The sequence below is a fragment of the Paenibacillus albidus genome (assembly GCF_014644435.1).
In the GTDB taxonomy this organism is placed as follows: Bacteria; Bacillota; Bacilli; order Paenibacillales; family Paenibacillaceae; genus Paenibacillus_AQ; species Paenibacillus_AQ albidus.
The window spans coordinates 1-23,900 of the sequence record NZ_BMKR01000058.1 but is presented as its reverse complement, the minus strand read 5'-3'; the positions used below and the strand labels follow the sequence as shown (position 1 = coordinate 23,900).

At 47.8% G+C, this 23,900-nt stretch carries 22 protein-coding genes and 2 pseudogenes; 5 read left to right on the top strand and 19 right to left on the bottom strand.

Going from position 1 to position 23,900, the window contains the following annotated elements; genetic code table 11:
• Positions 1-174 precede the first annotated feature (174 nt).
• The 10 genes from IEY53_RS33090 to IEY53_RS33045 all read right to left on the bottom strand — a co-directional run bounded on the left by IEY53_RS33090 (position 175) and on the right by IEY53_RS33045 (position 9,179).
• The gene (locus IEY53_RS33090; RefSeq protein WP_189032365.1) at positions 175-762 is read right to left on the bottom strand and encodes a hypothetical protein; all 588 of its coding nucleotides are present in this window, start codon (positions 760-762) and stop codon (positions 175-177) included.
• The gene (locus IEY53_RS33085; RefSeq protein ID WP_189032363.1) at positions 759-1,730 is read right to left on the bottom strand and encodes a 3-oxoacyl-[acyl-carrier-protein] synthase III C-terminal domain-containing protein; all 972 of its coding nucleotides are present in this window, start codon (positions 1,728-1,730) and stop codon (positions 759-761) included. The genes IEY53_RS33090 and IEY53_RS33085 overlap by 4 nt, the downstream gene beginning before the upstream one ends.
• On the bottom strand, positions 1,723-2,673 hold the full coding sequence (locus IEY53_RS33080; RefSeq protein WP_189032361.1) for a methyltransferase domain-containing protein: 951 nt from the start codon (positions 2,671-2,673) through the stop codon (positions 1,723-1,725). The genes IEY53_RS33085 and IEY53_RS33080 overlap by 8 nt, the downstream gene beginning before the upstream one ends.
• Positions 2,674-2,706: 33 nt before the next feature.
• Positions 2,707-3,519 (bottom strand): ABC transporter permease, encoded by an 813-nt coding sequence (locus IEY53_RS33075; RefSeq protein WP_229696492.1) that lies wholly within the window; start codon positions 3,517-3,519, stop codon positions 2,707-2,709.
• Between the two features lie 3 nt (positions 3,520-3,522).
• Complete coding sequence (locus tag IEY53_RS33070; protein ID WP_189032360.1) at positions 3,523-4,332, bottom strand: ABC transporter permease; 810 nt, start codon at positions 4,330-4,332, stop codon at positions 3,523-3,525.
• On the bottom strand, positions 4,329-5,255 hold the full coding sequence (locus IEY53_RS33065) for an ABC transporter ATP-binding protein (protein WP_189032369.1): 927 nt from the start codon (positions 5,253-5,255) through the stop codon (positions 4,329-4,331). The genes IEY53_RS33070 and IEY53_RS33065 overlap by 4 nt, the downstream gene beginning before the upstream one ends.
• 114 nt (positions 5,256-5,369) lie before the next feature.
• The gene (locus tag IEY53_RS33060) at positions 5,370-6,539 is read right to left on the bottom strand and encodes a radical SAM protein (RefSeq protein WP_189032359.1); all 1,170 of its coding nucleotides are present in this window, start codon (positions 6,537-6,539) and stop codon (positions 5,370-5,372) included.
• Entirely contained in the window at positions 6,508-7,620 is a 1,113-nt protein-coding gene (locus IEY53_RS33055; RefSeq protein WP_189032357.1) for a glycosyltransferase family protein, read from the bottom strand. Before IEY53_RS33055 ends, IEY53_RS33060 begins: the two co-directional genes overlap by 32 nt.
• Complete coding sequence (locus IEY53_RS33050; RefSeq protein ID WP_189032356.1) at positions 7,613-8,929, bottom strand: hypothetical protein; 1,317 nt, start codon at positions 8,927-8,929, stop codon at positions 7,613-7,615. The genes IEY53_RS33055 and IEY53_RS33050 overlap by 8 nt, the downstream gene beginning before the upstream one ends.
• A gap of 1 nt (position 8,930) precedes the next feature.
• Complete coding sequence (locus IEY53_RS33045) at positions 8,931-9,179, bottom strand: acyl carrier protein (protein ID WP_229696490.1); 249 nt, start codon at positions 9,177-9,179, stop codon at positions 8,931-8,933.
• Positions 9,180-9,305: 126 nt separating this feature from the next.
• On the opposite strand from IEY53_RS33045, the gene IEY53_RS33040 reads away from it, so the two are divergent.
• Positions 9,306-10,151 (top strand): PIG-L deacetylase family protein, encoded by an 846-nt coding sequence (locus IEY53_RS33040; protein WP_189032353.1) that lies wholly within the window; start codon positions 9,306-9,308, stop codon positions 10,149-10,151.
• Here IEY53_RS33040 and IEY53_RS33035 read toward each other — a convergent pair.
• Both IEY53_RS33035 and IEY53_RS33030 read right to left on the bottom strand, forming a co-directional pair.
• A complete protein-coding gene (locus tag IEY53_RS33035; protein ID WP_189032351.1) occupies positions 10,126-10,395 on the bottom strand; it encodes an acyl carrier protein in 270 nt (89 codons plus the stop codon). The genes IEY53_RS33040 and IEY53_RS33035 overlap by 26 nt on opposite strands.
• Positions 10,395-11,435: a hypothetical protein gene (locus tag IEY53_RS33030; RefSeq protein ID WP_189032350.1), complete on the bottom strand. Its 1,041-nt coding sequence runs from the start codon at positions 11,433-11,435 to the stop codon at positions 10,395-10,397. The genes IEY53_RS33035 and IEY53_RS33030 overlap by 1 nt, the downstream gene beginning before the upstream one ends.
• 1,226 nt (positions 11,436-12,661) lie before the next feature.
• On the opposite strand from IEY53_RS33030, the pseudogene IEY53_RS36340 reads away from it, so the two are divergent.
• A pseudogene (locus IEY53_RS36340) lies at positions 12,662-13,759 on the top strand (transposase family protein).
• Positions 13,752-14,507, top strand: a complete 756-nt coding sequence (locus tag IEY53_RS33020) for an ExeA family protein (protein WP_229696485.1) — start codon at positions 13,752-13,754, stop codon at positions 14,505-14,507. Before IEY53_RS36340 ends, IEY53_RS33020 begins: the two are co-directional and overlap by 8 nt.
• 208 nt (positions 14,508-14,715) lie before the next feature.
• On the opposite strand, the gene IEY53_RS33015 is transcribed toward IEY53_RS33020, so the two are convergent.
• Both IEY53_RS33015 and IEY53_RS33010 read right to left on the bottom strand, forming a co-directional pair.
• Positions 14,716-15,687 (bottom strand): methyltransferase domain-containing protein, encoded by a 972-nt coding sequence (locus IEY53_RS33015; protein WP_189032348.1) that lies wholly within the window; start codon positions 15,685-15,687, stop codon positions 14,716-14,718.
• A 192-nt stretch (positions 15,688-15,879) separates the two neighbouring features.
• Positions 15,880-16,254: an ABC-2 family transporter protein gene (locus tag IEY53_RS33010; protein ID WP_189032368.1), complete on the bottom strand. Its 375-nt coding sequence runs from the start codon at positions 16,252-16,254 to the stop codon at positions 15,880-15,882.
• 692 nt (positions 16,255-16,946) lie between these two features.
• Between IEY53_RS33010 and IEY53_RS33005 the strand changes: the two genes are divergently transcribed.
• Entirely contained in the window at positions 16,947-17,522 is a 576-nt protein-coding gene (locus tag IEY53_RS33005; protein WP_189032346.1) for a hypothetical protein, read from the top strand.
• Between the two features lie 353 nt (positions 17,523-17,875).
• Here the strand turns inward: IEY53_RS33005 and IEY53_RS33000 are convergent, their stop codons facing one another.
• From IEY53_RS33000 to abc-f, 4 genes are all read right to left on the bottom strand, one after another.
• A complete protein-coding gene (locus tag IEY53_RS33000) occupies positions 17,876-18,319 on the bottom strand; it encodes a P-loop NTPase family protein (protein WP_189032344.1) in 444 nt (147 codons plus the stop codon).
• Between the two features lie 494 nt (positions 18,320-18,813).
• Entirely contained in the window at positions 18,814-19,134 is a 321-nt protein-coding gene (locus IEY53_RS32995) for a hypothetical protein (RefSeq protein ID WP_189032342.1), read from the bottom strand.
• Between the two features lie 186 nt (positions 19,135-19,320).
• Positions 19,321-19,770 (bottom strand): NUDIX hydrolase, encoded by a 450-nt coding sequence (locus IEY53_RS32990; RefSeq protein ID WP_229696484.1) that lies wholly within the window; start codon positions 19,768-19,770, stop codon positions 19,321-19,323.
• Between the two features lie 465 nt (positions 19,771-20,235).
• Positions 20,236-21,723 carry a ribosomal protection-like ABC-F family protein gene (gene abc-f / locus IEY53_RS32985; RefSeq protein WP_189032367.1) on the bottom strand — a complete coding sequence of 496 codons (1,488 nt, stop codon included), beginning with the start codon at positions 21,721-21,723 and terminating at the stop codon, positions 20,236-20,238.
• A gap of 630 nt (positions 21,724-22,353) precedes the next feature.
• Between abc-f and IEY53_RS32980 the strand changes: the two genes are divergently transcribed.
• A complete protein-coding gene (locus IEY53_RS32980) occupies positions 22,354-23,562 on the top strand; it encodes an IS110 family RNA-guided transposase (RefSeq protein WP_189032340.1) in 1,209 nt (402 codons plus the stop codon).
• A 148-nt stretch (positions 23,563-23,710) separates the two neighbouring features.
• Here IEY53_RS32980 and IEY53_RS35545 read toward each other — a convergent pair.
• Positions 23,711-23,900, bottom strand: a pseudogene (locus IEY53_RS35545) (GyrI-like domain-containing protein); the annotation flags it as partial.

Genomic DNA, 23,900 nt, shown 5'->3' with positions numbered 1-23,900 from the left:
ATCCACTCCGCTACCAGCGGGAGGGTCCAAGTGTACCGGGCTTCAAAACCCACATCGGCCTTCGGGTAAGTTATTACTATTCTTTACCCGATTTGGCGATTGGAGTGTCTTTGGCAGTTTATTAATTGCGGTCTATATAGATGATTTTCTGTTCAAGTTGATGGTGATAACTGCTTATGCCTTTATTGTTCGTCGCAACTTCAGTTCACTTGCGCCGAAGACTCCAGCCTTGAAAAAAACATTGACCACTTCCATTTCTGGATCGTTTGTAAGCTCCGTTTGATGCAACCGAAGCTTTAGAATCGGTTCAACTGCGCTTTTTTCTCCAACTTGATCTCGGATGCCCGACAGCTTGCGGCAGCTTTCAATACGATACTCACCCGCCATAGCCGATACGCCAATCAGGGCGATCATATTCAAATAACTCCCCTGCTTGTTCGGATGATCCTGAATGAACGAGTCGGCAATGACGCAAAGTGCATGACGTTTTGTCCCGCTACTGAACAGCCAGTCCAGTACCGTTAAGGCATTAGAGAGAGAAAGGCTACCCGACTGTCCGACGCAGATGGGCATGGCCCCACTTAGCCCCAGTTCTTGTCTCAGTTTGGCGCAGCCCATTACACCGGTTTCAGAGTCCGTTTGATGACAGTAACAGAGCAAGTCAATTCCTTCGACCCAATGTCTATTTACTTCGATTAAATCGATTATCCGCCCCCAAGGCAATCCTAATCCTGCTGTGGCCTCTGCATGATGTATTGTCATATAGATAACGCGTTCGCCTCCTTGGCGTACCGATGAATCGCACAACCGTAATAGCCACCGAAGCCAACGGAAATTGTCATGTAAAAGTCCCCTTGCTTCAAAAAGCCTGAACGGATTGCGTGATCGATGTTATTTAGGATATCCGTGTTGTGAATATGCCCGTCCTTGGAGAGGGTTAGATTGTAGAAGCGTTCCAGGGGCGCCCCTAGCACTTGAGCCAACATGCTCCATACGTGCAGCCCCAAATTGGTGCAAAAGACCACGGCGATCTGACCAATGTGAATGCCACACTCGCTCAACGCTGCTCTCACCGCCTGTCTGACCCCTAAATAAAACGTCGAGTAATATAGTTGGATACGATCCGGTGCCAGATCATACACCAGGCCGTCGACTCTCATTGCCGACGCGAGAGTCTGCTGTCCTTGACGCTGCCCCTTCATGTATAAAGCAGCACTCGCGCCGTCGCCGAACAACATGAGCGTATCGCTCCGTTCATAAGAATTCAAGGCCCTGTCGGCTGTGACGAACAGAATTCCTTCACAATCCTGACGTGGGGCCATGAAGTAGTTCGAGGCCAAGTACAACGACAAGTGCATTGTGGAACAAGCATATTCCTCTAAGGGGATAATTGGGACTGCCTCAAGGTCGTATTCACGTGCAAGGCAATCATAAAGATTCCGTCCCCCGTTTTCATTATTCGTTACACTAGCAAACATGATCGCCGCAATCTGTACATTCGTCTGCAAAGCCCGGCTCAGAATTGGCCTGCATACGGTGCAGATCATCTGTTCCAGATCAAGCTCCTCTTCTACGGGTACCAGCTCAAAGCCTTTGTTCACGTATTCCGAATCGCTAATTCGAAATTCGACTCCGTCCGCCTTCACCCGCTGGATAGCGTCCTTGACGTGGATACGGGACTTCGGGAGATAGACGGAATAATCAACGATCGTCACGTTATACTCATTCATCGTGATGGGCCTGCTTACGGAAATGCATGATCTTGTATTTGCGTTCTCCGCTTTTCATTTCATCGTACAGGAGCGTGCCTGGCACACCCATTGTGTGCCAAATTGTAGTGTCCACCTGATTTTTAGATCCAAAAGCGGCTAAGCGGTTCATTTGAACCTGATCGCTTGAAAGCAAAACTTCCCCCGTGATATCGCGCGATATAAGCAGCTCGAAGCCCAGTTCCAGCAAATATCGTTCTCCATCATCGAACTTCCGGGTCGGTAAATCGTCCGCATAAATAAAGATCCCGCCCGGTTTCAGCACCCGGAAGACCTCATCATAGAAGGATTTAATCGAGGGATATAGATCAGATGCTTCCATGTTGAGGACGATATCGCAGCATGATGAACCAATAGGGAGTCTCTCGGCGTCCCCGACACAAAAATATGCCTTCGGGTAACGGTTGGTCAATTGGCAAAATGCAATATTTGCTTCAGTCAGATCTAAGCCGACTACACTTCTCACACCGTAGCTTCGACACAGTTCTCGCACACTCCCCCCTCTGCCACAAGCCACCTCCAAGATATTCGCACCCTCGAGATTTAGACCATCCAGACATTCCTGCAGAAGCCGGATGGAGTTTCGGTTGACACTTGCTGGTGCATGGTTAATCTCGGAGGCGAACCCCCAATTGATAAATGTCGAGAAGCGGGACAAGCCACTCTCGTCTAGGGACCGATTATAGGCAGTAAACATCTCCATGACATCCTTTTTTAGGGCTGCAGTCATCCTGCTGTCCTGCCCTTGCAGTTCAGCCAGCATACACGGAACACCACCATCACCTATAAAGTAACTGACCGCGCACTCCCGACACAGCAGCTTCCGATCCGCTGCTTCGAGCTTTGACTTGCAAAAAGGACATACTAGGACAATGCCGGTTACCGGCCAACGAATCATATGCATGTCATGCCTCCCTAAATTTAAGTTTGTCAGCCTTTAGCCGCTTGCACTGTTGTAACTGCGTATTGCCCGACTCCATACGAAGCGAACGATCATAAGGAGTACGATTGGTACACTGGCCCCCCACACCGCCAAAGCAGGTGTCAACTGATTCATAACCATCATAGGGGCAAAATTCGTAATGACGAGAAATGGCAGCACATATACGCCGATTCGTTGGATGAAGCGTGAATAGATTGGCATTGGCATATTGTTGGCGTCCCAAATCGAATAGAAGATCCCGGCCAGTCCTCCCGTATTAACAAACCAGAAGGATAACAGCGCCGGAATGAACATGAGGCAGTAAGTAATGATCAGTGCTGTTCCCAAGTAAAATGAGAATGCGAGCAGATTCCATATAGTTACTGGGATATCTAATGCACTCCAACCGATCACAACCATTGTTCCGCCCGCTATGAAATTCGGAATTGGCATCCCGAGATCGATATATCGAAGCGAAACCAAAAACTGTAGCGAAATCGGCTTAACCATAAGCAGATCCAGCGTCCCGCTGCGTATATAGTCGGATACCCGGACGAAATTAGGGAAAAACAGCCCGGAATAGAGGCCTGTCATAATAGTATACGTGCCGACGAACATCAAGACACCGTCAGGCGTGATCGATCCGATATGCAGGTCTGTTTGATAGACTACAACTACGTAAAGTAGCTTAGCGAACAAGTAAGCGATCTCCACGGCGATGCCGAGTACGAAGTTCGTCCGGTATTCCATTTGGGCAATAAAGCAATTCTTAATGAACAAAAAGTAAATCGTCAGGTAATTTCGAAGCGTTCCCAGCCACCTTATCACTGGTCAGCCCCCCAATCCGAGATACTTTTTCATGCCAGCTCGCCATACGAGCCGTGACAAGGCCGCCAGTACGACCATCCAGCAGAACTGCATCCCGATTCCCTGTACTGCTTCGTTCATGGACAATCTGCCGTTAATAACATTCGCAGGAAAATGGATCGTATACTTGAACGGCAAGTAGTCCAGAATCGTATTCATGGTCTTCCCAAACACCTCAATCGGAAAGACGCCACCGCTTAAGATGATGACAAATAAGCCGGTCATTTCAAAAAAATAAGAGATTTCCGATAGTTTAAAGGCAATAGCCGAGATCGTATAGGAGATGAGAAAATTTAACAACAAAGACAGGACCATCGACACCAAAAAGAGTAGAAAGTACGTCAACGGAATCCGTATACCAAATGTTCCTGTAAAGTAAACGAGTGTAAACATCAAAATAATCAGCATGACTGAAAAAAAGAAAAGCTTTTGCCCCAGCAAAGTGAATAGCTTTAGGCCGAAAAAGCTGACTGGTTGAACCAAATATTTGTTCAAACCACCGTCCTTGATCTCGGTGGCCACGTTATGGCCTATATCCGTCGTCACGATCTTCGTCACGATGGCCGCCGTTATCGTGTACAAAATCATTTGGCCGTAGGTGTATCCGAAAAATTCCGACGATTCCGATCTCCCGTAGACCGCCGACCAAATATAATATTGGATCAGAATCGGAAAGAATGCACTGATCAGGGAGAAGAAAAAGTCAAGTCGATATTCAAGCGAAGACTGGACACCTAACTGGAACACACGCATGTATTTGGGAAAGGCACTCATCCGGATACCCGCTCATCCCTCTGATACAAGGATAAAACCACATCCTCGATGGGAATATCTTCGATCGTAATATCTTCAACTGGATAGCTTGCGAGCAAATCCCTGGAAGCCATGCTAATGCGCTCCTTGCTGATCTCCAGTGTGGCCTGAAATCCGTCCGAGTGGCGGATTTTCCCGTACGACTGCAGTCGGCTGATCGCCACGTATTGCTTAAATTTCAAATGTATAATTTTCGTATCGTTCAAGACATCGTCGATCCGTTTCAAATCCCCGTCGAAGACGAGCCTGCCGTCATTGATAATGAGCGTCCGCTTGCACAGATCCTCGATGTCCTTCATGTAATGGCTTGTCAAAATAATCGTTGTCCTGTGCTGTTCATTGTAATACTTCAGAAACTCCCGTACCCTTTTCTGTGTAACGATATCAAGCCCAATTGTCGGCTCATCCAGGAAAAGCAGCCTCGGCTTATGAATGAGCGCCGCGATGAGCTCCATCTTCATACGCTCGCCAAGAGATAAACGCCTCACCTGAACGTTCATAATGTGCTTAACATCCAACAGTTCAACTAGTTCGTTCAGCGTTTGCTTGTAATGCCGGTCTTCAACCTGATAGATGTATTTGTTTAGCAAAATGGATTCCGCAGCAGGTAAGTCAGCCCACAACTGGCTCTTTTGCCCCATTACGATGGCGAATTGCTTCTTGAATTCTTTCTTTCGCTCATAAGGCTTGAAGCCGAGGACGGTGAGCTCGCCGTCGGTCGGATGTAAGATGCCGGAGAGCATCTTCAGCGTCGTCGTTTTCCCGGCGCCATTAGGCCCAAGGAAGGCAACCATCTCTCCCTCTTCAATCGAAAAGGAAATATTTTTCACTGCTTCCTTGGTCAAACTTTTTCGATAGAAGAGGTTTTTAATGGAATGCAGCATCCCGACCTCTTTTGTGTAATATGTGAAGCTTTTAGCCAACCGCACCACATGGATCGCTGTCAATTGCGTTCCCCCTTAACGAATAGAATGAACTTAGAAGGTGGCCAAAGACGTTTACCGGCCGTAATGATAGAGCAACCCGCAGCGGGAGCAGACCGGCATCAGTCCGCAAGCTAACACATCTCGGTGTTTGCCGAAGTTTTCTCCATGCCAAATCGCCTTCACATCCACATCGCGGATGTTGCCAACCGCCATCTCAGGAAAGAATTTGCACGGTGTGACGCTTCCGCTCGGCAATACGTCCATGCGGGAGGAGATCGCCAAGCATTCCTTCCGCTTCATCCCGGTTTTCTGGACGCCAGTGACAAAATCCTCTATCTCGTCTTGCTCCAACGCGGGCAGGAAGCGAACCCGGCTTCCCCATGTTTGTTCAGAGATGCGGCGAACCTCCTCCTTGAGAGCCCCGACCTTGTCGCCAGAGATTTGATATGTGAATGAATGCCAACTGCAGCTGCCCTGACGGATTGGATCCAGCCAGTCAAACTCCTTGATGAAGAAGTCATCCATCTCTCGAGCCGACCCCGGTGCGATATACCACGGGTATACAAAGTAGACCGAATCCACGCCAAGCTCCTCGAAGAACGTCATAAAATCAAACATTTTCGGAATCATAAGATCATTCATCGTCAAGCTGACCGATACTCTGCCCTTAAAGATGCCCTGCCGCTGCAACTCCAGCAGACGTTCTATAGCACTGACTACCTTCTTGTAAGTCCCCTTGCCCCGAATCGCGTCGTTCTCAGCCTCGAAGCCCTCCAGACTGACCAGCACGACAAGTCCGTCACCGATCTTGAGCAGTGAATCTAACTTTTCCTCCAAAAGAATCGCATTTGTACAAATCGTCGTCGTCCGTTGATCACGTTCCAGCAGACGGGCAACCTGATCGAACTTGCTATGGTACAACGGCTCTCCACCCCAAAGATAGACTTTCGACTTCTTCTTATGGGTGAAGGCAAGAAGCTTATCGACCAACGCGATATCGATTTCTTTACCTTGCTCCTCCTTGGACATGTCCCAGTGAAAGCCGTCCTTGTTCCACTCGTAGCAATGCTTGCAACGCAAGTTGCACCCATTGTTCAACTTGATCCCGATATCCTCGGGGATCTCCATCGCATAGCGACTATCGGCAGCTCGAAGCCGACTCGTCCGGGACATATTCTGAATTGTACGCTTCAGATCGTTAAACACACGCTCATCGAACTTCCGAGTCGTTTTTGGCTGCATAATTTACACCTCCATAAGTTTTGCAATGCTCGCGCGCGGTTAGTAGGTTGCGATGTGCCCGTTCCAAAATCTCGATGTCAAATCCCCGCGTTTCCCAATCCACAAAGGACACGCCAAATCCTTGTTTAATCCAATAATCAGCATTTGCGGTTTCGTGCCTTCCAAAGGGCTCAAGAAAAACCATAGGCGTCGCAGCGGCGAACGATTCCATCAGGGAATATCCGCCCGGCTTACTAACAATAGCTGTACATCGGCGAATTCGTTCAAACAGCAGGGGAACAGTTCCGCTGTTTGCGTAGATGGGTGCCTCTCCATGTTGAATCCTAGCAAGCGGAGGGAACCCGAATTTACCCTGTCTATTCGGCAGCCAAGGACTCCACGACGGGTCGTTCCTGTAGTAGCAAATGCGTTCATCAGGCTGGATATCCTCGTCAAAGTAAGCCAGAACATCCAGTTCTATGCCGGCTTCCAGTAGGTTCCGGACAGCCTGCGGGTAGGTCCCAATCCCCCAGCCGCCACCATGGGCCACTATCCTCTCTTCCCGCTCGCGAAACGGGATTGGTGCTTCGTCGGTCATTGGAAATTGTAGTTCAAAGCGTTTCTTGTCCGGGTCGTAAAACCAAATGTGGTTATACCGCTCGCTCCGAGATCCATAGACAAAATAAGACGGCGAAAGCGCAGCATCGAGATGGAGCATGTCGACCTCGAGTTGGGTTCCACATAACCGTTCATATTGTTCCAAAATCGGGATCCAGAACCCGGTCATAGCGATGAACGACGTCCGGTGCTCACTAGCCCAATGATCCAGCAGCAGATCTAACTTTTTGAGATCCAGGCAATCCGAAATATCGCGAGCCAATTCCACGCTCTTCCGCGCAATGGCGAAGTTATCATGAAAGGCTTTCCGATAAGCCGGCACCTTGTTCTTTACGCCGTCGACATACACATTTTCGAGCACGCAGACTTCGTTCGAAACGCCGGAACGGTCCAAGTGGATTCCTAGCTGCACGGCAGGCATGTACACACCTAGTGAGTTACCAGATCCGAGTAAAGTAACACAAGGTTTCAAATGACTATCCATACCACTTGCCTCCTTGGACTTCAAAATGTTCCCTTAGCCTGCCGATCAACCTTTTCCGTTCCTGCACATCGCTCGCGATAACAAAAAGATAAAGCCTGCCCATGATGAAACCGCCCTCACCAGCCGCCTGTGGGTACTCCGCTTCGCCATAGCCAGCAAACAAGCACGCCGGGGAAAGAGGGACGATGCCCTCACCGGCATTGTTAGGGTATAAGATGCCGTCAGCATTCAACTGACGGAGCCATTGTCCGTAATCGAACCACTGTCGACTGCCTACCGATCGGAACGTAAATGTTCCATGCTTCCCGTTATTGAGCCGTTGGCCCAGCCGATGGCTGACCAGTCCCATGGATTGACGAGCGTTGATTTCTACAATGGGCACCAGTGTGCCGTCCTTCAGTATCATGGAGTCAACACAAACATGGCCGAAGTACCCATCCTTATATAGCGAGGAAGCAAGCTGCTCAATGACACCGAAATAACCGTTCCGTATAAGCGAATGGACATTCTCCTCCTCCATCGCTTGCGATCCGACATACGCAAACTGGCGGTTGATGATTTGCTGCAGGCCGACGATCCGGTAAGACCCGCCCTCGTCGATCGAGAATTGACAGGAAAAATCATATTCCACGTCAAGGAACGGCTCGACGAGAAATGCCGTAGAGGACCCGTTCTGCTCTTGTTTGCGGAAGTAGCAGACTACACGTTCCAGGGAAGCCGAGGTTTTAAACAGCATGTTTCCTTTACCCGCCACACCAAAGGGGTCCTTGATCATTACCCCATTCGTCCGCTCCATGAGCCCCCGTCCTGCTGTAGCCAATTCATCCGCGCTGAACACAGGCTGGCTGTAGGAGCTACCAAGCAGTCTCTTAGCAAGATCGGCAGAATACAACTTGGAATTCACTCGTTTAACGTCCGTAAGCGTGGGCAGCCGACTCGAGTAATTGTATCTGTCGAGCAGCCCGTGGACGTACGGTACGACCGAAAAGGGAGTCAGTTCGTGGAACCGCTTCAGCCGCTCGTCGGTCTCCGGGACTTCGTACAGAGCTCGAAATACATTCGGCTCATGGTTGTGTACACCCGCGCTAAGCTGTGTAAATCGAAAGCCGATACGAGTCATATAATCCTTATGCGCCTCATCCATCGCAAAACGGGTCAACAGTGTATCCTCCGGGCCGCACAAGGAAACCAACAACTCATCCATGGCCATTACAATCCTCGACCGTGACGGATCAGGAATAGAAGGCAACCTGCTGCTCCCTTCCTCCCGCCAATAGGTTTCCGAATCAAAGGTGCCGGCAAACAACATGCTACCCGACCTCTTTATTCATGCCGTTCAGGAAAGCCATGAAGGCATCGATTGAACGGAAGCAAGCCAAATCTAGGTCCTCGTATACGATTTCCACCCCGAAAGCATCTTCAACGCCTAGAATAAACGAAATCATCTGAAGGGAATCTAATCCGACCTCGTTGATCAAGTCGCTCTCCAGTGTGATTGTTTCACGAATCGAGTCATCCTCGAGTACGGTTGCAATGATATTTTTTAACTCTTCAAACATACACGTCATCCTTTCAACTATTAGTTTCTTAAGTTCGATTCTGTTAAATTCGAATACCATTAATCACAATAAATGATATAATAGTTATATATTTCATATTTTCATCAAAGGGGAGGACTTGAAACCTTGAATCACCACTACCTGTTTGTTTCCGCCCATCTGGACGATGCTATTATTTCTTGCGGCGATTATATCGATTCGCTTGTTCGTGCTGGCCATCGTGTGACCGTAGCAACCGTTTTCACTGATACTGGCACAGATCTATCCCAACTTGCTCGCATCCTGCACAAAAAGTTCGGGCTCAGCACCGACGTGATGAAAGCGCGCCGGGAAGAGGACCTTAATGCATGCGGCCTACTCGGTGTGGACACGATTCATCTGGACCTGCAGGAATGTATCTATCGCAAGGATCGCAGCGGTTCCCCCTCATATAAAAAGCTGGAGGATCTATTCCGTGGCGACTACGAGACCAAGCTGGACGTGATTTCTAAGGCAGCAGAGGTGCTATCGACACGCCTATGTCTAACTGACTACGATCGGATCTATATTCCCCTTGCAATTGGAAGACATGTGGATCACGGCATCGTGCGGATCGCGTCTGAGCAAGCTACACAAAGTATTAGTGATCTGGAAGTCTCTTCCCGCTTGATCTACTACGAAGATCTGCCGTATTTAATCTATGGTCAAGATACGCAATGGGAAATCGACCTCGCGCACAATCTTCATCCGGTCTATATTTCACTTCCCCGGTGCAGTTTGAAGCAGAAGACTGCCGCCATTCTGGCGTATCAATCCCAAATCCGTCTACTTTGGCACTCCCGACGGGAGATGCTTAGACAAGTGGTCCAACATGCCCATAAGTACCGTCCGCCAGGGCTTCGGCTCGAGCCGAGCACATATTGCTTCCGGCTGCATGCCGTTGGTGCGCCTGACCATGTTCCGCTTGCTACACACGTTCCTGCGAACTTTTAATAAGATCAGCCAGGTCGCCAACGGTTAGATGACTGCCTGTCATGTTCCCCACCAGTTCGTCCGGCAGCTCGAGCCCGAATTCGGTTTCGAGCTCCACGACGAATGTAATCATCTGCATAGAGTCCATTTGGATCCACACCTCGCGAAGCAGCGTATCGGCGGATATCGGTTGATTGTCGCAGGGCTCCAGTTTCAGATGAATAAGGTTTTGGATGCGTTCCACATAGGAGTGTTTCTTCAACATCAGACCAACCCCATTTCGCCCGTTGGGGTCATGTTTGACGCACGGCTCAAGTTGTGGATCATATGTTCCATAGCCTCTTGCTCACAGACTTGAATACGCCTAATTAAAACTTCCACTTTATCGAGCGTATCTTTGTTTTTGGTCAGGGAATATTTGACGATCAAATTTCGCGCCATCAGGGCATCATCGGCAATCGTCTGATAACGTACTTTTAGCTTCTTCCCTTCCTCTAGAAAACCAGCTTGATCCATGAAGTCAATTCGCTCCAACATCAAGATTTTGTGATCATGGATCACCTGAAACGGGCGACTATCTTCCGCGTTTTGTCCAATGCGTATTCGGTTCATCTCGAAAATCAGCTCCTCATAGACACTAATCCCCCACACACATGGCTTTGTCATATAGCCCATCTCCCTGTATTTGTCGGAGGGACTTCGCCCGTTCAAAAAGTCCTCAAGTTGCTCGATAACATAGTTTACATTAAAGTCATACGCTGCTCGGTCGTTGAACTGGAACAGAGAAAGACCTCCCTTCCCCGCATACAGCCAATCACCATCGTCTTCGACTCCTTCGTAGGCGCGCCTCATTTGCTCGAATGTGATTTCCGCAAATGAGTATTTCCCCGTGAACGTAAAGTCGGCGATATGGAATATGCACCGCTCCTCGTCATAACCAAAAACAAACGAGTCATGTGAGAAAAAATATTTAAAATCCAAAAACTGCGCTTGATCAAGAAGCACGTAGATATAATTATTCATGTCTATACAATCCATCAGAAAAGTACATATATCCTTGTTGAAGTGCCGGACCAGCTGACGACTTAAATGCTGGCGAAGCAACCAAGGACAAAATTCAAAGGTGGGAGTGCGGTAGAAGTCCACGTAGGAGCTTCCCTCATTCAAGGTGAGCTGAAGCGGAATGAAGTGTGTCATGATCCATGGCTTGGCTAGCGGGTAATTGGCCAGGGCTGCAAACGTATTTGCCTGCCACTGCCACGAGGTGACGTTCGGATACTGCATCGGTAATATCTTGGATCGCAATTAGATACCCCCTTGGGTAGAGAATTTGACCTTACTGTCAATCAGCATAGGATCATAGATCGAATGCACGGACAGATTCTTACGCCTTTCACCACTGACAAGCAATGACCTTTACTCGTTTTCATGAGATTGCGACGTGGTCGTCCTTCGACTTCTGCTAACTTTCCAAGGATACGAAAACTCCCGATACGGTTGTGAGCCGACCGGATGTTACGTGTACAGACAGAAATGGTTACTTTAATTAGTTTTGGGTTGAAAAATCCGCTTGTATTGTTCTTATCCACCACCGCACTTCCCGAGAAGATCGCTCCATCTTCCCCAGAAGGAATTGCCGGTAAGAGTTGTTCCCAATGCACTAGATGTACAGTATGCCCCGAATGCATTCTGCCAAAATCAGGCCAGGTATGATGAGACGTATGCTGTAGAAAAGGTGGTATTCTCCTTCATATTAAACCTTGCCATCGGGTTTATTCATCCAGTTTTTACCATGTATTTAATGAAATTGAGGCCTGTATGTCTCCCAATAATATTTGTTTCCTGATCCTATTCTGCTGCTATTATCATCCGATAGTTGCAATTTTTTAGTGATATTCACTCTCCTTTGTGTATTGATAAAGTCCTTAACAGAATTTTACTTTCGAAGCAAGTAAAGAAAAACCACTGAGAGCATCCAAAATAATCCACTGCCAGATAAAATGTATTCCATTTTTGTAAAAAAGTCAAAATATATTTCACTTAATCACACCAAAATTTTAGTTAAATGAGTTTTTTGCACAATTATTGATTATAAAGACCAAAAATGGCGATTAAAATTGAGTTAACCTTATCATTCTTCTTTGTTTTATTAGGTTAAATGAATTTTTATTTATTTACATTTGCACAAATATTGATTGTGTTTCCTTCCTAAAAACAGCTGATTTGAGTTAACTTTATCAGTGCTAATATCCCAAGTCAGCAATTGCGGTAATAATTCGTTATTCTAAACACTAATAAAACACGAAGAGTCAATGCTCAATTGTTACTGCTGAAGCATAACGCCGCGAAGCTTTCTTTCGTCCGCCTTCTCTCTCCGCTGAAACCTTTCGCCATGAAGGGCCCGGCTGGCCCGACTTGTCCGCCCCATCGCCAACGCCCATTTATGGGTGCATACCCGTTTTGCCTATTTGTCCGCCCCGCCTCTGCGGTAGACTCTCCTTGAGTTCATTTCAGGAAGGAGTCAACCACTCATGAAAGACCAACCCAAGGCCGAAGCCCTAGCCGCCGAGCGGATGCAACTTCTCGCTCCTCTGCTTGCGGAGGGTCTGGATCCGACCAAAGCCCGGGAGATGAAAAGGCAGATCTGTGAACAGACGGGGCTCTCGGAACGTACGCTGCGCCGGTATATGGCAAGTTACCGGAGTGAAGGATTTACCGGTCTAAAACCGAAGGGCAAAGGGAGACATCCCTCGGAAGAGGCCATTCCGAGCGACGCCTGGAGCATGCGATCCTCTTGCGCCGGGAGGTCCCCGGCCGCAGCGTGGCACAGCTCATTCAGATTCTGGAATGGGAAGGCCGGATTACACCCGGTCAAGTCAATCGCAGCACGCTTCAGGAACGACTGATGGCCCGCGGCTACAGCTCGCGCCATTTGCGGATGTATGCCGAATCCGGCGTAGCCGCCCGGCGGTTCCAGCAGCGTCACCGGAACCAGCTGTGGCAGTCCGACCTGAAATATGGCCCCTATCTGCCCTTGGCGAAGGCAGAACGATGAAGCAAGTGTACCTGGTTGTTTTTACCAAGGGCAAGGTTGAACGGTTTAACCAGGTTTTCGATTCGTTTCTTAGCGAAGTCGCCTTGGAGAAGCCCAAGACGCTCGCCCGCCTGAGTGAGCGATTCGAGGTGTGGCTCTCGGAATGCTACCAGCACAAGCCTCATTCGGCGCTGCCGGACAAACGAAGTCCGGAAACCGCGTTTCGCAGCGACCCGAAAGCGCTGCTGTTCATGGACCTGGACACCTTGACAGACGCGTTCCTGCATAGCGAAAAGTGCAAGGTGGACAAGTCGGGCTGAGCGTGATGGGCTGCACGGTCGAAGTGGTCTATGACCCGGCAGACACCACAGAACTGACGATTGAATACGAGGGGCGAGCGCCGTGGCGGGTGCGCGAGATGGTCGTGGGGCCAAAGGCGGGAAGCCGTCCGGCGCTGCCGGAGCACCTGGGCGCGTCTTTGACCGACACGTCGAGACTGCTGGAGGCCGCAGAAACTCGGCACCAGAGCCGTAAGGAACGGGAAGCGCCCGCGGTGACACACCGCAGAGTGCAGGCGAAGGAAGACCATGTTTGAGACCTTTTACGATTTGCACCAAGCTCCGTTTTCCCGGGATCTTGCTGTAGACGAGTTGTATGCGTCTGCGGCACAGGAAGAAACACTTGGGCGTCTGTTATATGTCACGGAACGTCAGTGGTTTGCCGTGCTCACGGGCGATTGCGGGACCGGGAAGACGACTACGATCCGGCGGCTAAGCGAAGAACTGGACGAGGCGCGTTTTAAACTCCTCTACATGTCGGATTCGAAACTGACACCGCGCCATTTCTACAAAGGGCTGCTGGAGCAGCTCCGGTGTGAGTCGAAATTTTACCGGGGTGACGCGAAACGGCAGTTGCACCGGGAGATTGAACTCATGCGTTGGATTCACCGGCTGCAGCCGGTCGTCGTGGTTGATGAGGCTCATTTGCTGGACCGGGAGATGCTGGAGGAACTGCGATTTCTGCTGAACCTGAAAATGGATTCGCAGAGCCCGATGGCTTTGATTTTGGTAGGGCAAAGCGAACTGTGGGACCGGCTGGGCCTGCAAGCGTACGCAGCGATTCGTCAGCGAATCGATATGCAGTGTTATCTTCCGCATATGGACCGGGCGGAGCTAGGGGCGCATATGAGCCGGCATCTGAGCGCAGCGGGTGCGGGGCATGAACTGTTTACGGAGGCGGCGATGGATGAAATCTACCGTTTTTCCAGCGGTGCTGCCCGGCTAGTGAACAAGCTGTGCACACACACCTTGATTACGGAGCACAGAACAAGCACCGGATTGTAGACGACCATATGGTGAAGCGCGTATTCCAGGGAGAATTGTCATGATTCTCCCTGCTTTTCTACTTTGTTGCGGACAGCATGGCTGTCACCAGCAGGACATTTTACATCGTCAACCTCTGGTCATTATGGGTTAGCAGTAACAGCTTGCACCGCGGACATACCCAGTTAACGTCTATTAATGGCCAAGCTTTCTCACCGCTTCCCCTCCTTCAACCATGGCTAGGCTCTCCTTCGGCGCCGGAGGCATCTTTCACCAGATGGACAATTTTGAATACTCTTCTGCCTGTGACCATATCCGTATGATTCTGCGTGCCGGGCGCCTCCAGCCATTCCCATACCTGGCCTTCCCCTTCAAAGGAGCCCTCAAGCGCATGCAGGCGACTATCCAGCGCATCGTCTCCCGATTGCAATACATTGCCGGTAATGTCCCGGATCAACGCGGTGCGAAAGCCCAGTCTTTGCCACTGCTCCTCGTAGCGCGGCACGTCGGAAGCGCTCATAATATCCGCATACAAAAATGTCCCGCCTGGCTTTAATACACGGTAGGTCTCCGCAAAAAACAGCTCGATATGCGGGTACAAATGCGAAGACTCGATGTTCAGCACAATGTCGCAGCTTTCCGTTTGAACAGGCAGCTGCTCCGCATCGCCAATACAATAGTAAGCTTGCTCATACCGGTTGTTTCTTTGGCAAAATTGAATATTGGACGGTGTAAGATCAATGCCGACCACGCTGCCGGTCCCATAACTTTTGCACAGCTCGCTCACGTTGCCTCCCCGTCCACAGCCGATTTCCAGAATATCCTTGCCTGAAACATCCAGGCCGCCAATAATTTCACGAAGCAGCCGGATACTACTTTGGTTAATACCTTTAAGACTGCCCGGTTGTTCGTTCTTGGGGGCATACCCCCAGTTAATAAAGGTGGAAAATCTGGACAGTCTTTTCTCCTCAAGCGACCGGTTAATAGAGTCAAACATGCCGATGACCACTTCCTTTTGCGCCAAGCCTTCGGCAAGCTTCTCCGCTACAGGGCGGTCGATTAACATGCTCGCGAGCCCCTCTTCCCGGGCGTATTCGAGGCCGCAGTTCTCGCAGATCAAACAGTCGTCCGCCTCATAAAGACCACTCTTGCATTCGGTGCATACCAGGGTAATTCCTGACAAAGGCCAAGTCGTGTTCATATTTACATCTCCTTATCGTTTTAGCCGCTTGCGCTGCTATAATGTTTAATCTCAAACGAACGCATACCAGAAGGAGGAGCGGGACGAGCGCGCCCCGCAGAATAAGCCCTTCATCCAGCCTGTTCATGACGAAAAGCGGACCAAAATTCGTAATCACGAGAAAGGGAAGCACATATACGCCAATCCTCTGAATCAGCCGGGGATAAATCGGTATAGGCATATTGTCGGCATCCCCAAGTCGCATAAAATATGCCCACGAGCCCCCCCTGTATTAACGAACCAAAAAGACAGAATGACTGGAATGATCATTAAGCAGTAAGTAATGGTCAAAGCAGACAGAAGGTACAGCGCAAACAAGCACAGATTGTACGCGGTAACGGGAATCCCGAGCGCACTCCAGCCCATGGAAACCATCATGATGCCTGCAGCGAGATTAGGAATCGGCATTCCCAAATTAATATAACGCAGCGAGACAATAAACTGCAGGGAGATCGGCTTCACCATTAGCAGATCCAGTTCCCCTGTTCTGACATAGTTCGAAATAAAGACGAAATTAGTGAAGAACAGACCCGCATAGTATCGGTAAACTTTTTAAGTTTCTAATCCTATACCCCCTTTTACAATCCATAATCTTTACTCCCCATTTGTTGATTTTATCAATCACCCCCCTTAAAATGAGAATCGGATGGATCAAAGGATACAGATAACAAATAATTTGTAACTTAATTCCATCAATTTCATCATATTGAATTTTGATAATATGGATTAAATATACAACTTTTATATATTGGTTTCCAGTAAAAAATCACTACAGTGATGAATAATCTCCGCGAATGATGATGAACACCGATCATAAAGAGACCCAGCCTAGTGCCGATCCCTCGGGGTTGCAGCATACGGGATACAGCCAAAAAGAACTGGAATAGCCCTTGAATTTATTGAAAAAGCAGGGGATATGCGAAGAGTAAAGCAAGCCTATTTCGGGGGCTAATCCATCTTAAGAAAGTGGAAGAAAAAAAGAACTGCGGCAACGTTAACGATGCTGAGAAAGGCTTCTTGATTGAGATGAGAAACCGTTGCTGCCAGTGATAAGCAACATCATTCTTATCGCTCCTCTGCCTGAGAATGCGGCTTTCATTCCCGGAACCGTAATTGTGGGCAGAGTCTCCCAGCCGCTATCAGTTCCGTCCTCCGGCATTCCAATCGACAGTCTAGGCCCAGGGGCCTCACTCGCCGTAACATTCGAGGTGAGGATAACAATGCCGATTCCTTCACAGATCAACAACCAGTCAACCGTCAGCAATACCTCAGGTATCTTCTCTTGCTCTGCTTTCTTCCAATATCACATCCACACCGGTGATACAGCCGCAGATTCCCGCTCCAAATGTTGCTGTTGTAAAAAGCACTACAGCGAGTATATTTTCAATATTGACCAAAATTCATCGCCTCGGCAAATGTCCTGGTGGTTAAAAGCTCCCCAGTCAATTGATGCCGTTATCGGGGGTACCATCACTTACAGCATTACCGTCACCAACAGCGGCAGCGTAGTTATTGACGGCACTCCGCTTCCGGGCGCCAATCCTGCCAATGGTATTGCTCTGGGAATTAAAGCACCGGGCGCTTCTTCACTAGTTACTTTCGGTATCCTTGTGGGCGCGCCGCCGGCCTCAGAAAGTTTGAGCAACCAAGCATCCGTTAGCTTCACCTCCGGGGCTTTCTCAGGTGTCTCATATTCCAATACATTCATTACGCCGGTCTATCAGCTGTCCATCAACATTGTCAAAAGCGCGGATATGGCCAATGCAACCGTGGGGATATGGTCACTTACTTCCTAAATGTCACCAACAGCGGCAACTATCCGGCTGAGGTATCGGTCATACAGATCATTCACCAGTGAAGCACATTGGAGACGGGCAAGGTTACGGTCAGCGTCCATACGGTACCCGAATCCACGTATAGCGGCATAGTCCAGTACTTCTGTCGATGCGTTTTTTACACACAGATTTCGCCATGTGCAAGCATCCTAGCTACAAAGGTGGCTTGGCCCCTCCTTTGGTTGGACTTTCACCTACTAGATAATGCGTACCTCTGGGCACGCTAAATCAAAAAACAGCCGATCCTTTTGACCGGCTGCCAAGTTATGTTTATCCAATTAACGTTTCCCGTTAATAAAATATACTACTTTAGTTTAGTTACAAAGCAACTCAATAACATCCAGATTATCAGTTACCGTAATAATCTTATCTTTATACTCGCAGTTCTTTATAAAATGAGGAAGTTTTTCAAGATTATACTTTGCATTCCACTCTAATAGGTTCCTGACATCATTGAGAGTCTCACGCTTTTCACACTTGTCAGTTCCTGAAACTCGGTCTTCATAGCGTTTCCATATCCTCACTTCTTGGAGAGATACAGGAGGAATCAGAGCAATAATCTTATCTGCAGCAGAAAAACTTGGTTCTACCCATGACCTGTATACACCTTCTATAATCCATGAGTCATGACTTACAAATTCCTTAAGTTTTTGATCTCGTTGTTTCTCCGAAGCTTTCACCCCATACACTTCGGCTTCATTGTCCCAAAAAATACCATCTAAATCATAATGTGGAATATTGAGTCTCTGACTTAACAACTCTGCTATGTATGACTTACCACTTCCTGCCCCACCAATAATATGGATCCTAAAAGTAATCCCCTCCTGTTAACTCAAGATTTTCATCATAATTCTACACCAAGTTGATTAAACTAACCTGCCCGTTCGTACAAATCAGCACCACCCGTCAAACAGGTGCTTTGCTCTGCGGCTATAATCCTTTGATACCGACTGCGCCTAAAGACGCTAGCTCTCCCCTTGGTCGAGTGATCTTGGTCTATAGCGTTCTTTTCCTGTTCTATTGTTCCGTTAGTGTACAGCCGTATAAACTTTCATGAGCACAAAAGCCCTTGGCCTTTATGGAAAAAATTTTCATCTTCCCTGTCGTGCTGAAACGAAGGTTTTATAACCAAGCCCTTATGGGCTATAAGTCTCGACTACACCACCCGCATAGCAGGTGTTTTTTTGTTTCCCACGCTTCGCGTGCTCAACGGACTGAAGCCCACGAATAAAAACGGCTGCCGAAGCAACCGCTATTCCACTATAGTTTCCCCGTTAGCGGAGTTATATTTTAACCTCTTTCCAAGATATGTTACCAATGTTTTTAAAGGATTACCAATTTGCACATCCATTTCACGCTCAACTTTTTCAGCAGTTTCAACCATGGATAATTGAGCGACAGAAATGGTCTTGTTTGGGTCAGAGACAAGCAAACCCTTAATATAGTTTGATACTTCATTCACATATTGTTCCTTTTTTCCTTCCATTATTAGCTCGAATGTATTCTCAATGACTTGAACATCAATATTAATTGGTTTTGCGTGTATGGTTGCAAATTCATTAAGCCGTTTCATTGTTCCTTCGACTGTTGCTAGATTAGTAAATTGTAGCATCTGTGGCTCTGTTATATTGCAAACGTGATGGATAAATGGCTCATTAATTTTTATTATTGGGACTGATGTCTTAAGTTGTTCTTCGTTGAGAATAGCAATGTAATTAGTACATGTAATTAGAATTGCATCAATATTCGTACTTGCTATTCATTCAATCTGCTCATTCACTTTGTTTTGGGACTTTGTTAAATCGAAATTTTCATCTGACGCAATTCTGCTCATTAATCCAGGGTCTACAAAGTGTACTAATTCCTTTGGAACCCACCTGCACTCGCTCGTTTCATCAGAAGTAGCTAACTCTCCACCCACAGCTTTGCACACGAAATCAAACATGACCTTCGTAGGAACATCAGTCACACCGTCATACCACTTATGGATCGCTGTATTCGAAACAACACTAATTAAATGGCTAACAGTGGCGTCTATTCCACTTTCCTCTTTGATTTCACGAATCACGCCATCAATCAGGTTTTCTCCAACTTCAGTTATCCCACCAGGATACACCCAACCATCGTCATGGGCTTTTACTAATAGGATATTTCCATTTCCATCTTCTACAATTCCGCCTGCCGATACAATATGTGTCGGAAACGCCATTTCACGACCTCCTAATACGGTAAAGTTGTATATTTATTCCACATGTTTCCTGTACTTTCCTGCTTTCGTGAATTTATATGCTTGAAGGTACTCACGAAACGATTGAACTATCCTGCCCGATAGCTTAATGAGGCCGCCCGATTGGTCCGCGGCGGCCTCAAAATGTGTTTTCTGCGCTAACGTTTCCCGTTAGCCATCCATGCACCGCAAGCGCCGCACCACAGATGATGAAAATGGTTAGAATCCGTCAATACTGCTACTACGGCTGGGAGAGGAAGGTCGATGAACCATGGTGCTTAGAGCCCATCCGTTAGTCTGACTCCAACGACCACGGTGCATCACAGATTGTCGCTCCCTTTCGGGAAGCACTCATGGGAGTTCAATCTTCCCCCTTTTCATGAAAAGTTGTTTGTAAAGCTTTCTGCCGTTGAAATCATGTTTAACTCCTAGTCACTTTGCATAAATCTAACCCCCACCGAGTTCAATCGTTTTCGTGGCGACACGGTCGTGAAATTCCCTATCATGCTCCACGAACACAATGGTCGGCGCGTACTCAAGCAGCAGCTCTTCAATCTGCATCCGGGAAATCACGTCGACAAAGTTGAGCGGTTCGTCCCAAATATGCAGATGAGCCTCTTCGCATAGGCTTCTCGCGATCAGAACCTTCTTCTTCTGCCCGCTGCTAAACGCCGACATATCCTTCTCAAACTGGATGCGGGCGAAATCAAGCTTACGCAACAGGGCCTTAAATAAGCTTTCGTCGATTCCGTGCTCTGCTGCATAATCGGAAAGTGATCCTCGCAGATGAGAGGTACTCTGGGATACATAGGAAACGCGAAGCTGCGGCTCCAGCCGAAACGTGCCTGTATAGTGAAGCGCCTCGCCGTTGAGCAGGCGGAGCAAGCTAGACTTGCCCGAACCGTTTGGACCTGAAATTGCGATCCGATCCCCTTGTTCGATCGTCAATCGAACGTTCTCGCAAACCGGTCTTTCCCCGTAGTAAATCGTGACGTGATCCAGCACGACCAGTTCGGATTTGGGATATGCGAGCTGAGAGATCACAAGGCTTTCTGACTGTTCGATATTTCGGAGCAGTTTCGACTTCTCCTCTACAGCGGCGGTTTGCCGCTGCTCGATGGATTTCGCGCGTTTCATCATTTTTGCTGCTTTGTGACCGACGTATCCCTTGTCCAGCTTGGAGCCGGAGTTTCGTGTGCCGTTTTTCGATTTTTCGATCTCGTGAGACCAGCCGCTCGTGCGTTTGACAGAAGTCGATAAACGCTGTATGTCTTTGTACAACTTTTCGTTTTGTGCCAATTCGAACGTGTCCTGGCGAGTTTTGTTCGTCCACCAGCTGGAGAAGCTGCCTTTTTGGATTTCGATATTCGTTTTGTTTATCGATAGAATATGATCGACGCAGCTGTCGAGAAATGCCCGATCGTGTGAAACAAGAATAAAACCGCGTTTCGTATTCAGATAATCGCCAACAAGCTTTCGTGCGTGAAAGTCGAGATGATTGGTCGGCTCATCGATGAGCAGAAATCGATTGTCCTGGATGAACAGCACGGCCAGCAGTACCTTCGTCTGCTCGCCTTGGGACAGCGATTCGAATGGCCGGTACAACACGTCTTCCGAAACCTTAAGCAGGTTCAGTTCGCGCATCAACTTCCAGCGCTCATAGCCTGGCACGATCTCTTCGATGACGTCGACGGTCAAATATTCCGGATGTTCGACGGGAAACGGAAAATAATCAAAAGCGACCGGTGCGGAGATCGTGCCGCTATATTCGTATTTCCCCTGCAGCAGGTTAAAGAACGTCGTTTTTCCCCGACCGTTCCGCCCTGTAAATCCCAGCTTCCAGTCTGTATCGATTTGAAAATGAACATTTTCGAATATAAGGTCATAGCTACCTGGATAGGCAAAAGTAAGATTGGATACCTGTATCGCGGGCATAGCGATCATCCTTTCGTATGGAAATAAAAAGAGCCGCAAGAAAGGTGCTTTCTTGCGGCTCTGATCCATACGAGGAAATTCGGCCCCATTCCAAGGGGCCGGATGACTGTCCGGATAGGGAGCGCAAACGAAATGCAGACCTTTCTTGCAGAGACGAAATAAACCAACCACAGCCGATAGCTGAGTTCGTTCTTTTCGTGATCTCGCAGCAAGAAAGTTCTACATGTATTCGTTCAACTCCCGTCATCAAAATTACGTACAGTTTATCACAATCGTAATTTAACTACAACCTGCGCCGTCCCGTTTAGGCTGAAGCCTTGCGCAGCTCCGCCATGCTCCTTCGCTTGGTTCCTGTTATTTCACTATCCTGCCCTTTCGTATTATGAGATCAACCAGTTCTTTCTGGGTTGATCCTTTTTTCATTTGCATAGAGGATTAAGGTAGCCTGGTCGAACGTACCTGCCCGTGGGACTTGATCCCGAGCGCTATAGTGTTCGCCCCTACTTGTCATGACCATGATTGAGGCTGGTTGGGACGTAAGATCCCGTATAACAAGCGATGCTATGGAGCGACAAGAAGAACCGTAGGGGATGCCGGTAAATCTACATCTACAGGGAGAGATGAGATGAAATGAATCCAGTTGTCGGTCTAGATATTTCAAAAGAAGAAAGTCATGGACAAGCCTTTTTAGCGCGCGGAAATCCTTACAGAGGGACATTCCACTTCGAGCACACTCGCGATGGCCTAGCAAATCTCCATCAAGTTTTGAAGGATATTGAGAATGCATCCAAACTACGTCCTCTGCTTATTCTAGAAGCAACAGGCCATTACCAAAGTCCTGTTGTTCAGTTTCTAGAAGAACATCACTATATTTACGTTGTCATTAATCCGCTCATCTCAAACCGGCTTAGAAAGTCCCAACTTCGTAAAGTTAAGACGGATGCTGCGGACGCTTACCTATTGGGAGAGTTGTACTACAAGGAAGAGTTCGAGCCTTTTAAGAAAAGAGGTGTGCAACTTCTTAATCTGCGCTATCTTACAAGACAATATGAGTCTCTTTCAAAGATGTGTGTGCAGACGAAGCTGCAATTCCAAGCCGTTTTAGATCAGGTTTTCCCAGCTTACAAAGGCGTCTTTGGAGCTATGTATTCCCGTATTTCACTACGGTTTTTAAGTGAATTTCCAACCTCATATTCAGTTTTGCAGGCGGATGAAATTTCACTCAAAGCTAAGATGAAAGAACTACTTTCTTCGAAACGGGGGCGTTCAGAGGGCTGGATTAACCAACGGGTTCAGCGATTGCTAGACGCGGCAAAGCAAAACCCATTTCAGCAAACCATGTACGCAAGCCACTTAATCAATTTGAAAGTTCTTATTACCCTTATTCTTCAGTACCAAGAGCATCTTGCTGAACTGGAACAGAACATAGATGCTCTGGCTGAAGAAATTGAAGAGTATGAATTAATTCAGTCGATTCCCGGTATTGGACATAAAATTGCTGCAACAATTTTATCTGAGATTGGAGAAGTCGACCGATTTGATCATCCTAAAAAGCTAGTCGCCTTTGCAGGCATTGACCCGAGTGTCTTTGCTTCCGGTAAGTTTACAGCAACTCGAAACCGAATCACGAAACGTGGTTCCATGCAACTGCGTTACGCGCTGGTGATGGCTGTACAGTGTGGGCTTATTCGCTCCCGAAATATGCGAATCAAAGCGTTCTATGATCGCAAGAGAGCCGAAGGAAAACCACATAAAGTAGCTCTAATCGCGTGTGCAAATAAGCTCGTCCATTGGCTGTACGTTATCTTGAAAAACAAAAAGGTATTCCGTCCAATTTAAAGGGGTCTTATTTACATAACCTTCCAAGACAGAACGGAAATTGGAGGGTTATTTGGCATGCTCATTTTAACTATATCACATGATTTAAAATCACTTCACTGGTAATCTTGACAAGCTATTAGCTGGTATAGCGTAATATGTGGGTGTACTAGATTTTTTCAACAGGGAAGTATAAGTACAATTCTCCACTACTATCTTTTGGATTATAGAATTCTTGAATTGCTCCGACAATTGGATAATTGTTCTTAGGTAAATAATCCGAAAGCATATGATTCAAAATGTTTTGATACGAATCTTGGGTACACTTTTTTACAACATATTTGAATGCAGGAATAATC

What these genes read in the sequence shown, in the direction of transcription:
- IEY53_RS33090 (WP_189032365.1), bottom strand. Translation starts at nt 762, where the DNA reads ATGACAATACATCATGCAGAGGCCACAGCAGGATTAGGATTGCCTTGG.
- IEY53_RS33085 (WP_189032363.1), bottom strand. Translation starts at nt 1,730, where the DNA reads ATGAATGAGTATAACGTGACGATCGTTGATTATTCCGTCTATCTCCCG.
- IEY53_RS33080 (WP_189032361.1), bottom strand. Translation starts at nt 2,673, where the DNA reads ATGCATATGATTCGTTGGCCGGTAACCGGCATTGTCCTAGTATGTCCT.
- IEY53_RS33070 (WP_189032360.1), bottom strand. Translation starts at nt 4,332, where the DNA reads ATGAGTGCCTTTCCCAAATACATGCGTGTGTTCCAGTTAGGTGTCCAG.
- IEY53_RS33065 (WP_189032369.1), bottom strand. Translation starts at nt 5,255, where the DNA reads ATGCTGCATTCCATTAAAAACCTCTTCTATCGAAAAAGTTTGACCAAG.
- IEY53_RS33060 (WP_189032359.1), bottom strand. Translation starts at nt 6,539, where the DNA reads ATGCAGCCAAAAACGACTCGGAAGTTCGATGAGCGTGTGTTTAACGAT.
- IEY53_RS33055 (WP_189032357.1), bottom strand. Translation starts at nt 7,620, where the DNA reads ATGGATAGTCATTTGAAACCTTGTGTTACTTTACTCGGATCTGGTAAC.
- IEY53_RS33050 (WP_189032356.1), bottom strand. Translation starts at nt 8,929, where the DNA reads ATGTTGTTTGCCGGCACCTTTGATTCGGAAACCTATTGGCGGGAGGAA.
- IEY53_RS33045 (WP_229696490.1), bottom strand. Translation starts at nt 9,179, where the DNA reads ATGTTTGAAGAGTTAAAAAATATCATTGCAACCGTACTCGAGGATGAC.
- IEY53_RS33035 (WP_189032351.1), bottom strand. Translation starts at nt 10,395, where the DNA reads ATGTTGAAGAAACACTCCTATGTGGAACGCATCCAAAACCTTATTCAT.
- IEY53_RS33020 (WP_229696485.1), top strand. Translation starts at nt 13,752, where the DNA reads ATGTTTGAGACCTTTTACGATTTGCACCAAGCTCCGTTTTCCCGGGAT.
- IEY53_RS33015 (WP_189032348.1), bottom strand. Translation starts at nt 15,687, where the DNA reads ATGAACACGACTTGGCCTTTGTCAGGAATTACCCTGGTATGCACCGAA.
- IEY53_RS33005 (WP_189032346.1), top strand. Translation starts at nt 16,947, where the DNA reads ATGCCGATTCCTTCACAGATCAACAACCAGTCAACCGTCAGCAATACC.
- IEY53_RS32995 (WP_189032342.1), bottom strand. Translation starts at nt 19,134, where the DNA reads ATGAAACGGCTTAATGAATTTGCAACCATACACGCAAAACCAATTAAT.
- IEY53_RS32990 (WP_229696484.1), bottom strand. Translation starts at nt 19,770, where the DNA reads ATGGCGTTTCCGACACATATTGTATCGGCAGGCGGAATTGTAGAAGAT.
- abc-f (WP_189032367.1), bottom strand. Translation starts at nt 21,723, where the DNA reads ATGCCCGCGATACAGGTATCCAATCTTACTTTTGCCTATCCAGGTAGC.
- IEY53_RS32980 (WP_189032340.1), top strand. Translation starts at nt 22,354, where the DNA reads ATGAATCCAGTTGTCGGTCTAGATATTTCAAAAGAAGAAAGTCATGGA.